This window comes from Nonomuraea sp. NPDC050451 (assembly GCF_044458585.1).
Window position 1 is genome coordinate 25430 of record NZ_JBITHZ010000017.1, and the last position, 13818, is coordinate 39247.

Genomic DNA, 13818 nt, shown 5'->3' on the forward strand with positions numbered 1-13818 from the left:
GTTCTCCTTTCGGGATTCGTGCGTCACCGCACCTGGGCAAGGCGGACCAGGAGGGAGCAGGTGTGGGGGTACAACCGGTGGGCCGGCCATGCGTCGGGGCCGCAGGACGCCGAGCCCAGCCCGTAGTGGGCGAGGTCGAGGTTGAGCCAGAGCCGTCCGTCCGGGACCAGGTCGGTGGTGTGCCGCGCCGCGTCCAGTGCTCCGCTGGTCCAGGGCCGCAGCGTCACGTCGACGCCCGAGGGTGCGGTGACGCGCAGCCGTTCGCCCGTCGACCAGGAGATCTCCGCGAATCGGACGGCACTGCGGTTGCCGTTCTCCTGGGGGCGCAGGTAGGGGGTTTGCAGCTCGGACACGGTGGCCCGGTGGCGGGCGAGCCGGGCCGACAGCCGGCTGTCGCGGTAGTTCTCGCCCGGGCCGAGGCCGTACCAGTCGAGAGTCGCATCGCCGCCCGGAAGCCCGAGGCGTATGCCCAGGCGCGGTACGGTGCCTCGCCTCACGCGGCGGGAATCGTGGATGAGGGCGGCGAGATCGGTGTCGAACCTGCCGACCGGGCTCAGGTGAACGCGCAGCTCGAGCTCGCCGTCCGGGCACGCGGACCAGATCATTTGCGTCCGCATCCCGGCTTCCCGCCCGGCGGCCATGCTGACCGTTTCGACGACGAGTTCGTCATCGATTGCCTGCACCCGCGCGGTGCGGTGCTCCAGCCGGTCCAGGCCGAGATCACGCCAGGCTTTCGCCTGTCCCAGCCCGGCCAGGTCGTTGTCCGTGGGCGCACGCCAGAGATCCAGAAGAGGGCTGAGCACAGGCAACTCGCCCAGCATGACAAGTCGCCCGTCGGAGCGGAATTCGGCGTTCCCGAGGCGGTACCCGTCCTGGGACACCGTGACCGGAGGGCCCTCGACTCGGCTGTGCGCGTGCTGCCGGGCACCGGCCAGGATCCGTTGCGCGAAGGCGATCTCGTGGCCTGCGGGCACCCCATCGCGCTCCTTGGCCTGCGACGCATGAACGGTGAGGACGATCTCGCCTGAAGCGTCGGCGGCCGGCTCGGCGATGGCGTCGTCGAGCCGGACCCGGATCGTGCCACGCGGAGGGACGGGAGGGACCTCGACGGTGCCGTGGACCAGCTCGGCGCCGTCCTCTTCGAGCAGCCACCGGAAGACCAGGCCGGAGGTGTCAATGTGATCGAACCTGCTCCGGACGGTCAGCGTGATCCCGTCGCTGTCATCGATGGACAGGACGACCGGCGCGATCGCCGCTTTGTACTCCACCAGCCCGGGAGACGGGGTCCGGTCGGGGAAGACGAGGCCGTCCGCGATGAAGTTGCCGTCGTGCACGACCTCCCCGAAATCCCCGCCGTAGGCGTGGAACAGCTGCCCGGCGTTTGGACCTTCTGCCGCGCGCTGCAGGATGCCGTGGTCGATCCACTCCCAGACGAATCCACCGTGCAGCCGCGGGTACCGGTCGAACAGCTCCTCGTACTCCGCCAGGCCACCGGGGCCGTTGCCCATGGCATGGGCGTACTCGCAGAGGATGACCGGAAGCGCGCGACGATGGGCATCGGCCCCGGCATCCACCGTGCGCTCGTCGGCACCCAAGCCGATCAGTTCGAGTTCATTCAGCTCCACATACATCCTGCTGTAGACGTCGGCGTAGGAGCTGTCGTAGTCGCCCTCGTAGTGAATGAGCCGAGTGCTGTCACGGCGGCGCGCCCATTCGGCCATCGCGCGGAGGTTGTCGCCGACGCCGCACTCGTTGCCCATCGACCACATGATCACGGAAGGGTGATTCTTGTCGCGCTCGACCATGCGCGCGACCCGGTCCAGGTAGGCAGATCGCCAACGTGGGTCCGCCGAAGGGTTGCGATCCCAGCCGACCTGACCGAACCCGTGGGTCTCGAGATCGCACTCGTCGATCACCCACAGGCCGTACTCGTCGCACAGGTCGAGGAAACGGCTGTCCGGCGGATAGTGGCTGGTCCGCACCGCGTTGACGTTGTGCTGCTTCATCAGCAGGACATCGGCCAGCATCGTCTCCGGGTCCAGCGTGCGGCCTGTCTCCGGGTGCCACTCGTGCCGGTTGACGCCGCGGAAGCGCACCGGCGAACCGTTGACGGTGACGAGCCCGTCCACGACCCGAACGGTCCGGAACCCGATCCGGAGCTCGATGGACTCCCCCTCGCTCCTGAGCACTCCCGTGTACAACCTCGGTGTCTCGGCGCTCCATGGGCTGACCCCGGGTATGCGGAGGCTCTCGCCCACCGGCAGGTCAGTGATGCCCAGCTCCGGGATGTCGACGACGGCCAGGACGTCGGTCTCGACCCGGAGGATGCCCTCGCCTGTCTCGTGATCGAAGTCGGCGTTCACGAAGTGGTCACCGATGGCGCCGGCCGGTCGTTCGGCCAGGGAGACCGAGCGAAAGATCCCGGAGATCCACCACATGTCCTGGTCTTCCAGGTAGCTCGCCGCCGACCACTGATGCACCCGGACGGCCAGGAGATTCGGTCCCTCCCGCAGGGCGTGCGTCACGTCGAATTCGGTCGGCAGCCTGCTGCCGGTGCCCCAGCCGAGCTCCACCCCGTTGAGCCACACCGTGAAGTGGGAGTCCACACCTTCGAACCGCAACACCCAGCTCGCGACTCCAAGCCTGTCCATTTTGAAGGCCCGGCGGTACTCCCCCGTCGGGTTGGCGTCCGGAGGGTGAGGCGGGTCGATCGGGAACGGGTAGATCTGATTGGTGTACGCGGGCCTTCCGAACCGCGCCTTCCCGTGCTCCAGCAGGGTGCCGTCGGGAGCACGGAGACCTTCCATCTGCCACGAGCCAGGCACTCGCAGCACCGCCCAGGCGCAATCGTCGAAGTCAGGGCTCTCGAAGCCGTCGCTCATTTCCCGAAGGCTGGGAGCCAGGTGAAACGTCCAATTACCGTCGAGGGAGATGGAGCGGGCGCTACTGGCCGAGCTGGCCCGGGGCTTAAGCCGGCCTGCGCCTGGCTCGAAGGATGAGACGTTACGGACTGCTTCGCTGAAAAACAATGTTCTACCGGCCCATGGAAGATGATGGATGGGATCCGCACGCTCGCCCGCTACCTGGTAAAACGACCCTTCAGACAGGGAGAGCTCTGGGGCGCAGTCTCGCCTTGATGCCGTGGCACAGGTTGCAGGGGCGGGGACCAGTGTCGTGAACGTTCACGGAGCAGGTACCGTGAACGTTCACGACACTGGCGTGAAACACAACCTAAACATCGGTGGTTTGGCTGTCAATAGTGGTGATTCAGGCAGACTCCGCAGGTCGTCATGAACGACGGCGGCTTGTGACCCTGCTCCGTCAGTACGATCGATTCAGGCAACAAACCTAGGACGGCGATGGCGAAACGTGTGACGATCAACGACGTGGCCCAGGCCGCCGGGGTCTCCCGGCAGACCGTGACCCGGGCCATCAACGACATGGGAGAGATCAACGAACAGACCAAGCAGCGCGTGCTGGAAGCCTGCCAGCGGCTCGGATACCGGCCGAGCCGGTTCGCCCGCAACCTGGTGGTGCGGAAGAAGACGCGCGCGATGGGCTATTTAGTGGCCTCCTTCCGGAACCCGTACTTCACCGAGATCGCCGGCGACCTGCTCAACACCGCGGCCGAGCGCGACTGGCACGTGGTGATGGCCTCGACCGAGACGGAGGACGAGGCCAGCGCGCTCGACATGCTGTCAGGTCAGGTGGACCTGTTCGTCGGGCACTTCGCCCAGGACGACGACGACCTCCTCAAGGCCAGCCGCGGCATCCCGCTCGTGATGTTGGAGCGGACCAGCAGGCTCCCTGGCATGCACTCCGTCGAAGTCGACATCCGCGAAGGCGTGCGCCAAGCGATCGAGGCCCTGCGCGGCAAGGGCGCGCGGCGCATCGGCATGATCGATTCCGCCTACTCCCTGCGCACCTTGCCCACCTACGTGCCGTCCCCGCGGCGTGGGTACTTCGAGGAGTTCGCCGGGACCGGGTCGGCGGAGATGGTCGTCGTGGGCGAGGAAACGATGGCGGGTGGCGGACGGGCGTTCGCCGAACTCGTCGGCGCTCATCCGGATATGGACGCGGTGCTGGTCTTCAACGACCTCATGGCGATCGGCGCGGTGCAGACCTCGCACGCGCTCGGCATCGACGTGCCCGGCCAGGTGAGGATCTGCGGCCTCGACGGTCTCACTCTGGGCGAGGCCGTGCATCCGAGGTTGACGACGGTATCCATCGATCGCCACGCGCTGGTGAGCAACGCGCTGGACATCGCCGACGCGCTGGCCGCAGCCGACTTCGGCGAACTGCCATCCATGCGGCGTACGGTGCGCCCGCACATGCTGTGGCGCGAATCCGCTTGACACACACTGATTGACACAAGAGCACCCGCTCTTTACGGTGAGGTTTCACAGAGCGCCGTGAACGTTCACGACCCATGGCGTGAACGTTCACGGCATCCTCAAATCCCTTCCCGAGAGCTGCTCATCGTGCCCTTGCCCTCCACCACAACGATGCGCGTGTCATGACCCGTCGCAAAGAGCTCATCAACAGGGCGTGGAAGTTCTCCTATGGCGACCCCGTCGGCGCGGTCGCCGAGGACTTCGACGACGGAGACTTCTACGACGTCGGCCTGCCACACTCCTTCGGCATCCCATATTTCCTGGAAACCGGCTTCTACGTCGGCCGCGGCGTCTACCGGCGTGTCCTCGACGTACGCCCCGAGGACCTCGGCAAGTATCTCGCGCTGGAGTTCCAGGGCGTGTTCCAGGACGCCGAGGTGTACGTCAACGGAAGGCGGGTCGGCCGGCACCTCGGCGGCTACACGGCCTTCCCGATCGACATCTCCACCGCCGTGCGCGCCGGGGCCAACCAGCTCGCCGTACGGGTCAGCAACGAATGGAATCCGCGGCTGGCGCCCCGCGCCGGAGAGCACACCTTCAACGGCGGCATCTACCGTGACGTCGCGCTGATCGTGGCCGAACGCGCCCGCATCGCCTGGTACGGCACCTTCGTCACCACCCGGCGGCTGCTGGACGGCGACGCCGTCATCGAGGTGACCACCGAGCTCGTCAACGACGGCGACGCGGACTTCGAGGGCGACCTGACCGCCGAGATCCGCCTGGCCGGGGAGCCGGTCCTGCGGTTGAGCCGGAGCGCGTCGGTGCGGGCCGGAGCCACGAGCACGTGCCATCAGGAGTTCACCCTGCCCCGGGCGCGGCTGTGGCATCCCGACACGCCACACCTCTACACGCTGCAGCAGCGCCTGGTCCAGGACGAGCACTGCCTGGACGAGGCCGTCACCACCTTCGGGGTGCGCACCGTCGAGTTCACCGCCGACCAGGGCTTCTTCCTGAACGGTGAGCACCTGCCCATCCACGGGGCCAACGTGCACCAGGATCGAGCCGGATGGTGCGACGCGGCCACCCACAGCGGCATCCGCCGCGATGTGGCGCTCATCCGCGAGAGCGGCATGAACTTCATCCGCGGAGCACACTACCCCCACCACGAGCAGTTCGCCGCAGAGTGTGACCGCCAGGGCGTGCTGTTCTGGTCGGAGCTGTGCTTCTGGGGCATCGGCGGGGAGAACGCCGAAGGCTTCTGGACCGCCAGCGCCTACCCACCGAACGAAGCCGACCGCGCGGAGTTCGAGGACAGCTGCCTTCGCGCGATGGCGGAGATGATCCGCGTCAACCGCAACCACCCGAGCATCATCACGTGGAGCACCGGCAACGAGGTCTTCTTCAGCGACGACGAGGTGATCCCGCAGGCCAAGGACCTGACCCGGCGCCTGGTCGAGCTGGTCCACGAGCTCGACCCCACCCGGCCGGCCGCGGTGGGCGGCGCGCAGCGCCGCGGCTTCGACGAGCTCGGGGATGTGGCCGGCTACAACGGCGACGGAGCGTCGCTCTACCACAAGCCGCCGTGGCCCAACCTGGTCTCCGAGTACGGCAGCGTCATCGAGGACCGTCCCGGCAGTTACGGCCCGCGGTACGCCTACGGCGTCGACACCCCGCACGCGTGGCGGTCAGGCATCGCCCTGTGGTGCGGCATCCACCACGGCAGCATCGTGCCCGACATGGGCCGCATGGGGTTCATCGACTACTTCCGCCTCCCCCTGAGGTCCTGGTACTGGTACCGCCGCGAGCTTCGGGGCATCGAACCGCCCCCGTGGCCCCTCCCGGGCACCGCGACCGCCCTGCGGCTGAGCGCGGACCGCATGACGATCACCACCGACGGCACCGACGACGCGCTGATCATGGTGGAACTGGTCGACGCGTCGGGCCACGTCGTCGCCGACGAGCGCCCCGTACGCATCGAGGTCGCCGAGGGCGGCGGCATCTTCCCCACGGGAACCTCGATCACGCTGTCCCCCGAGAACCACGGCCTGCTCGACGGGGTCGGCGCGATCGAGTTCCGCTCCTACTTCGCCGGCCCCAACACGCTGCGGGCCAGCGCGGACGAACTGACGCCGGCGGAGCTGACCATCGAGGCCCTCGGCGGGGAACGGTGGCGTGGCCGGCCTCGCCGCCTGCCCCCCGGGCCGCCCTCGCTCTCTTTCGCGCCCTCCTCCGACACCCCGCGCCTGCTGTCGGCCAAGCGGCCAGTCTTCAGCAGCGGCTCACCGGCCGACCGCCCGGCGCACCTGATCACGGACTACTCCACCGACGCGGGCTGGATCAGCGCCACGAACCAGCCGGGCGCCTGGATCCGCATCGACCTCGAGGGCCTGTGGCGAGTGGACACCGTCACGGTGCTCCTCGGCGAGCCGGACGCCGTGCCGTACCGGCTGGAGGTTTCCGACGGCCACGCCGACGAGGAGGTGGCCACCGGCACCACCGAGCGGCGGATGTCATTCGACCTGCAAGGACGCCCCCTCCACGCGGTGAAACTCGTGTTCCCGGAGATTCCAGCCGAGATCAAGGAGGTGCGAGTCCTCGGTCGCTGACATGAAAGGAGGTCAATCGCAGTCGTTCCGGCATCTCTCTGGTTCATACAGCCTCTGAAGAATTGAGGGGAATTTCTGCATGAAGAGAAACTTAGACCTGACAAGCCGCCGAGGATTCCTCAAGACGGCGGGCGCGCTCACTGCCGCTGGAGCGACAGGCGCGCTCGGGCTCGCGTCGATCCCCGGGCGGGCGAACGCGGCACCGGCCACGTTCAGCCACCCGGGCGGCCTGCACAACGCCGGTGACATCAACCGTGCGAAGGTCAAGGTGGCCGCGGGCGAAGATCCGTGGCGGTCCGGCTGGAACCGGCTGATCGCCAACTCGCACTCGCAACCCTCGTGGACGCCCAGACCACAGGCGACGGTCTACCGCGGCGGCAGCGACCCCCAGAACTACGGCATCCTCTACAACGACATCGCGGCCGCGTACCAGAACGCGCTGCGCTGGCACATCCAGGGCGTCGCCGCGCACGGCGACTGCGCCCGCGACATCCTCAACGCCTGGTCGTCCACACTCACCAGTATCAAGGGCAACGCCGACCGGTTCCTGGCCGTGGGCATCTACGGCTGGCAGTTCGCCAACGTCGGTGAGCTGATGCGCGGGTACCCGGGCTTCGACCTGGGGCGCTTCCAGAACATGATGCGCACGGTCTTCTACCCGATGAACGACGACTTCCTGTACGGCGGCGACGACGGGGTCAGCCACAACGGCGCCTGCATCACCAACTACTGGGCGAACTGGGACCTGTGCAACATGGCGTCCGTCATGGCCATCGGGATCCTGTGCGACGACGGCCCCATGTTCGACCGGGCCGTGAACTACTTCCGCAACGGAGCCGGCAACGGTTCCATTCGTAACGCGGTTCCATTCGTCTACGACTCCCAGGGGCTCGCCCAATGGCAGGAGTCCGGTCGCGACCAGGGCCACACCATGATGGGCATGGGCCAGATGGGCGCGATCTGCGAGATGGCCTGGAACCAGGGTGTCGACCTCTACGGCGCCGACAGCAACCGGTTCATGAAGGCAGCGCAGTACGTCGCCAAGTACAACCTCGGCGAGGACGTGCCGTTCACGAAGTACACCTGGGGCAGCGGCACGAACTGCGCCTACAACGAGCAAACCACCATCTCCTCCAGCTCGCGCGGGCAACTCCGGCCGGTGTGGGCCATGCTCGACTCCCACTACCGGCGGCGCCGCAACCTGTCCGTCCCGTACATCCAGCGCATGGCCCAGGCAGTCCACCCGGAGGGCGGCGGCGGTGACTACGGCTCCACCAGCGGCGGCTTCGACCAGCTCGGCTTCGGCACCTTGATGTACTCGAAGTGAGCTGACGCCTTGTTCCACCAGCGGTGCGGCCGACTTCAACGGTCGCATCGCCGGACGGCCCGGCCGCCGTGTCCTACGGCTTCTTCGCCCTGGCCATGGGGCGACCGTCGCCGCAGGCTACGTAGCGCACCCGCCGAGCGCAGCGCAGGCGGCCGAAAGCAGGACCGTGGAGTTGCCCCGGTTCGATGGACACATCAGGGCTTGCGACTACGCGGCAGCATGGTCGAGGTCTTGGGTGTTCTTGAGCGCGTGTCGGCGTTCGTATTCGGCGGGGCTGAGCTGGCCGTTGGCAGTGGCGGCGGCGCGGGTTATAGAAGCCCTCGATGTAGCCGGGGTTCGAGGCGCAGCTGGACTACGGGCTGCTGGGCTCACCGACAGGCCCACCTTGAAGTATCGCGGGAGCTGCTGTCCCCACGCCGGCAGGTCCACGCCCACGCCGTTCACGTGCAACGCCGTCGACGTCAAGTCGGGACGTCCTCCGTCCCTTTCCAGCGACGGCGACACCGCCAGCCGCTGGTGGGCCGCGGCCGACTACGGCGACTTCGGTGAGAGCTCGGGCAGCTTCCTGTCCGACTCGGCGCTGTTCCCGACGAGCGCCGGGTCGGGGGCCGGCTCCGGCGGGGTGCCTGTGTCGGTGCCAGCGCCTCGGCCAGGATCCACCTGACGGCGGCGACGGACGGCGTGACCGACAACACGCACTTCTCCGCTTACGGGGCGAACGAGATGGCCGAGCTCGTCCTGCAGAGCATGCGTGAACTGAACCTCTATCTGAGATACGGCAGAACTCATACGCCGTCGCAAGGCCTTGACGGGGAATTGTTAACGTTCATAGCCTTCGATCGATTAGATCGTTTCAACCACAACCTCGCCCCCGAGGAGCATCGCCATGCGCCACATGCGGTTAGCCCTCCTGATCCTGGCCACCCTCGTGTGCGCCCTCCCGGCCACTCCCGCCGTCGCGGACGTCCGCATCAAAATGGAGCGTCTCGATCGCGGTCTGGTCGCCGCCACCGCCCCCAACGGTGTCTTCCTGAGCTGGCGTCTTCTCGGCACCGAGGTGACTGGAAGCGGCAGCGGCGGCATGGTCGGCGCGAATTTCCGCGTCTATCGCGAGGGCCGCCCGATCGCCACGGTCACCGACAGCACGAATTACCTCGATCCCACGGGAACCGCCACTTCCCGCTACAGCGTGGCGCCGATAGTACGCGGCCGGGAAGGCCGTCCGAGTGCCGCAGTCCGGCCTTGGGGTGAATCGTTTTATAACGTACCGCTCCGCAAACCCGCCGGTGGCGTCACACCGGTGGGCGAGGCCTACACCTATGCCGCCAACGATATGAGCGTCGGCGACGTGGACGGCGACGGCCGGTACGAGCTCGTTGTCAAGTGGGAGCCCTCCAACGCCAAGGACGTCTCCCAGCGCGGCTACACCGGAGCCACCTACCTGGACACCTACACGCTCGAGGGCAGGCTGCTGTGGCGGCTGGACCTGGGCGTCAACATCAGGTCGGGCGCTCACTACACGCAGTTCCTCGTCTACGACTTCGACGGTGACGGCCGTTCGGAACTGATGGTCAAGACGGCGCCGGGCACCAGGCAGATCCGCTACGACGCCGCCGGGAACGTGGTCAGCGAGCGCTACATCACCATGCCGGAGCAGGACGTCAAGGCGGGCTACTCGCACACCGACGACTACCGGCTGAGCGCCGCCGGCTATTTCGAGCATGTCGTCGAGATGTTCATGAAGTGGCACGAGCACCCCGAGGTGGTCGCCGGGCGCTGGCCCGCCACGCTGGAGCAGGCCTTCGGCATCGCGCCCACGCACAGCTATCCGCTCTCCCGCGAGTCCGCGATCGAGCTCGCCACCTACTTCATCGACGTCTACGCGCCCGCCCGCAGCGGCAACAACCGCCTGCGGGAGTTCGCCGGGTTCGTCCTAACCGGCCCCGAGTACCTGTCGGTGTTCGACGGCGCCACCGGCAGGGAGCTCCAGACGATCCCCTACAAGCCGGGACGCGGCGACGACGGCCTCCTGTGGGGCGACTACGCCATGGCCCGCATCGAGCCGGGCAACCGGGTCGACCGGTTCCTGTCCTCGGTGGCCTACCTGGACGGCAAACACCCGTCAGCGGTCTTCGCCCGCGGCTACTACACCCGCACCACCCTGGCCGCCTACACCTGGAACGGCCACAAGCTGAAGCAGGTCTGGTACGTCGACAGCGGCCACGCCCCGATGGCCAACCCCTTCAACGCCGGCCCGCACGGCGTCGACGGCAGCAACCCCGCCTACGCCACCCTCACCACCCAGGGCTTCCACTCGATGAGTGTCGCCGACGTGGACGGCGACGGCAAGCAGGAGATCGTGTACGGCGGGGCCACCATCGACGACGACGGCAGCCTGCTGTACTCCTCCTTCGACGTGGCCCCACCGGAGAGCAGCGTCCCGGGCCAGAACGTCCGGCTCGGCCACGGCGACGCCATACACGTCGGCGACCTCGACCCCGACCGGCCCGGCCTGGAGATCTGGACCGTGCACGAGGGCGGAGCCTGGGCGCCGTACGGCTGGGCCATGCGGGACGCCGCCACCGGCAAGGTGCTCTTCGGCGGCTACAGCGGCCGGGACACCGGGCGCGGGATGGTCGGCGACATCGACCCCGCGATCCGCGGCCTTGAGGCATGGTCCTCGATGCCCCCCAACCAGGAGATCGTCTCCGGCCTCTGGTCGGTCCGCGGCGACCATCTGGGCCGCATCACACCCGGCACGAACCAGAGCATCCGCTGGGCGGCCGACATGACCACCCAGCTCATCAACGGCACAGCCACCACCGAGCTCCAGACCCCCACCATCGACGACTGGAAGCGCGGCACGCTACTCACCGCCACCGGCACACTCACCAACAACTGGACCAAGGGCAACCCCGGCCTGGTCGCCGACCTCTTCGGCGACTGGCGCGAAGAGTTGATCGTCCGCACCGCCGACAGCGGCGCGGCCCGCATCTACCTCAGCACCGAGGTGACCGACCGCAAGCTCTACACCCTGATGCACGATCCGCAATACCGCGTCGAGGTGGCCAGGCAGCAGACCGGCTACAACCAGCCCGCCTACCCCGGCTTCTACCTCGCCTCCGACCTCGACTGGTCCAAGGTCCCGATCCCCAAGATCCGCTGACCTGGACGGTTCCCCACCCTTGTCACCGGCCCGAAGCGGGCATGGGCGTCGAACAGGAAACCCGAGTTCGGATCTACCGAGCTCGGGTTTCTCGCTGGCGCCGCCAGCGGCTCGAACCTGCGCCTGCCGATAATCACATCCGCCCAGGTCATGACCATGTGAGGGCTTCGCGTGGCGGCGCGAACTCCAGCCACCCAGGAGACGAACCAAGTGCGGCGCGATAATCGGCCGTGCTCCTTCGTCTGGCCTACCTCACGGTCACGAACACGTTCGCCGCACTGCGGTTACTGCCCATGGGCGATCGGGACAAGGACGTGGAGATACTTGCTCTGCGTCACCAGATCACCCTCCTTGAACGCCAACTCGGTGCCGACACCAGAGTGAGATGCGCACCCGAGGACCGAGCCTTTCTTGCCGCCCTCCTCACCTCGCTGCCGCGCGAGGTCCTGCGCCGACTGCGACTCCTCGCCCGCCCGGACACCGTCCTGCGCTGGCACCGCGATCTGATGAAACGACGTCACCCGCGTACCTGCCGGCCGAAGCGGCCCGGGGGCCCACCCACCGTCCACTCCATCCGCGCCCTCATCCTGCGCCTGGTCCGAGAGAAACCGGCGGATCCACGGGGAGCTCACCACGCTCGGCATCAAGGTCGCACCGTCCACGGTATGGGAGATCCTCAACCAGGCGGGTCTTGATCCGGCACCAGATCGAACGTCCACCACCTGGGCCGACTTCCTGCGCTCCCAAGCCGACGTCCTGCTGGCCTGTGACTTCATCGAAACCGTCACCTCGAACGGGCAACGCCAATACATCCTGGCCGTCATCGAGCACGCCACCAGGCGCATCCGCGTGCTCGGCACCACCGCGCACCCCACCGCGAACTGGGTCACCCAGGCGATCAAGAATCTGGTCATGGACCTGGACGAGGCAGGCTGCCGGACGCGCTTTCTCCTCCGAGATCGGGATGGAAGGTTCCCTGCCCTCATGGACGAAGTCCTCACCGAGGCCGGCATCAAGACGGTACTCACCGGTATCCGGATACCACGGATGAACTCGATCATGGAGCGGTGGGTGCAGTCGTGCCGTCACGAGCTTCTCGACCGCTGCCTCCTGTGGAACGAACACCACCTGCGGTACGCCCTGCGCGAGTACGAACACTTCTACAACCAGCACCGCGCCCACCAAGGTCTGAACCAAGCCGCCCCGCTGCGCCCCGTACCGGACCCGATCACAGATCCTAAGCGCATCACCGACCTGAACATACGCCGACGAGACCGACTCGGCGGCGTCCTCCACGAGTACTCACATGCCGCTTGACCTGCATGGATGTAATTTTCGGCAGGCGCACCTGCCAGTGTGGCATCCCAACTGAGCTTTCCTGCGGCCTGCCAAGCCGCTTCCCTGACAGGCCCGAACACCACGGTGGGGTGGCCCGGAGGTGAGGGCCTTCGGGCCACCCGGTTCGGGCTCAGGAGGTGGGATCGTCGGGTGCCTCTTCGACCGAAGGCGCCTCGGCCGAGGGCTCCAGGGTCTCAGTGCCGTCCGGCGCTATGGCGACCCGGGGTGAGCCGGTGAGGTTCCAGACGTAGTCGCCCTTGCCGTCGTTGTTGATGTTGTAGATGATCCTCCCGTCGGCGGTCCACCCGCCGTTGAGAGACGAGTTGTAGTACGCATAGCAGTCCCACATCACGCCCTCGGAGTCGGAGATGCTGTTGAGATCGCTCGTCCAGTCGCACTGCTCGTTCCCGTAGATGATGTCGTTGCGCTCGACGCGTGCCTCCGCGATGAACTTGTCGAACCGCTTGCCGCCCAGGAACGACCCTGACCAGTTGATGCTGAGCATGGCCGTTTTCTGATTGTTGCCCGTACCCCTGGTGTAGATGCACATTTCGGCGCCCACCCACACGTCCGGCTTTCCGGGCAGCGAGAAGGTCTTCTCCTGCGGCGAGGAGCAGGCGGACGCCGCCCACGCGCCGGTCGTGGGTGTGATGGTGAGGCTGGCGATGAAGAGTGTGCCGATAGCGGCAATCCGCGCAATCGTCCGGACCATGGAGCCCTACCCTTCTCGCGGGTCGCGCGTCGGGCGACCACGTTGATCATTTGCCCGAAAGGTAGATCACAAAGAGAAACCACGCCAGACCCTATTCTTTAGTGGAACGAACTATTTCCAGATGGACTTCTTGGGAACGGTGCAGAGGCCCGAACGGCGCTCCGGTGCCGCTGTTGCCGTGGTTCCGCGGGGGTGGCCCACAGCGCGGGGAGACCGGGGCTCACTGAACCGCTCCGACGTTCATGGAGACCGGTCGAGCCGGTACAAGGCCCGTTCTGGGTCGGTTCGGCGAGTTTGCGGGGCTTCGGGGGTGCGGCGCACCGTCGGCAGGCGCA

General features: G+C 67.2%; 9 protein-coding genes. 6 read left to right on the plus strand and 3 right to left on the minus strand.

Annotation, left to right across the window (positions count from 1 at the left end; genetic code table 11):
* Nucleotides 1-23 precede the first annotated feature (23 nt).
* Nucleotides 24-3029, minus strand: a complete 3006-nt coding sequence (locus ACIBI9_RS38980; protein ID WP_397229940.1) for a glycoside hydrolase family 2 TIM barrel-domain containing protein — start codon at nt 3027-3029, stop codon at nt 24-26.
* Nucleotides 3030-3359: 330 nt separating this feature from the next.
* Here ACIBI9_RS38980 and ACIBI9_RS38985 point away from each other — a divergent pair, with 330 nt between their 5' ends.
* The 5 genes from ACIBI9_RS38985 to ACIBI9_RS39005 all read left to right on the plus strand — a co-directional run bounded on the left by ACIBI9_RS38985 (nt 3360) and on the right by ACIBI9_RS39005 (nt 11433).
* Entirely contained in the window at nt 3360-4355 is a 996-nt protein-coding gene (locus ACIBI9_RS38985) for a LacI family DNA-binding transcriptional regulator (RefSeq protein ID WP_397229941.1), read from the plus strand.
* 161 nt (nt 4356-4516) lie between these two features.
* Entirely contained in the window at nt 4517-6940 is a 2424-nt protein-coding gene (locus tag ACIBI9_RS38990) for a glycoside hydrolase family 2 TIM barrel-domain containing protein (RefSeq protein ID WP_397229943.1), read from the plus strand.
* A 79-nt stretch (nt 6941-7019) separates the two neighbouring features.
* Nucleotides 7020-8267, plus strand: a complete 1248-nt coding sequence (locus tag ACIBI9_RS38995; RefSeq protein ID WP_397229945.1) for an alginate lyase family protein — start codon at nt 7020-7022, stop codon at nt 8265-8267.
* A gap of 385 nt (nt 8268-8652) precedes the next feature.
* Nucleotides 8653-8931, plus strand: coding sequence for a hypothetical protein (locus ACIBI9_RS39000; protein ID WP_397229947.1), 279 nt, complete (start codon nt 8653-8655; stop codon nt 8929-8931).
* Between the two features lie 312 nt (nt 8932-9243).
* Nucleotides 9244-11433, plus strand: coding sequence for a rhamnogalacturonan lyase (locus ACIBI9_RS39005; RefSeq protein WP_397230265.1), 2190 nt, complete (start codon nt 9244-9246; stop codon nt 11431-11433).
* Nucleotides 11434-11717: 284 nt separating this feature from the next.
* Here ACIBI9_RS39005 and ACIBI9_RS39010 read toward each other — a convergent pair whose 3' ends face one another.
* Complete coding sequence (locus ACIBI9_RS39010; RefSeq protein WP_397229949.1) at nt 11718-11954, minus strand: hypothetical protein; 237 nt, start codon at nt 11952-11954, stop codon at nt 11718-11720.
* A 538-nt stretch (nt 11955-12492) separates the two neighbouring features.
* Between ACIBI9_RS39010 and ACIBI9_RS39015 the strand changes: the two genes are divergently transcribed.
* Entirely contained in the window at nt 12493-12750 is a 258-nt protein-coding gene (locus tag ACIBI9_RS39015; RefSeq protein WP_397230267.1) for a hypothetical protein, read from the plus strand.
* Between the two features lie 151 nt (nt 12751-12901).
* Here ACIBI9_RS39015 and ACIBI9_RS39020 read toward each other — a convergent pair whose 3' ends face one another.
* Nucleotides 12902-13483: a hypothetical protein gene (locus ACIBI9_RS39020; RefSeq protein WP_397229951.1), complete on the minus strand. Its 582-nt coding sequence runs from the start codon at nt 13481-13483 to the stop codon at nt 12902-12904.
* Between the last annotated feature and the right edge of the window lie 335 nt (nt 13484-13818).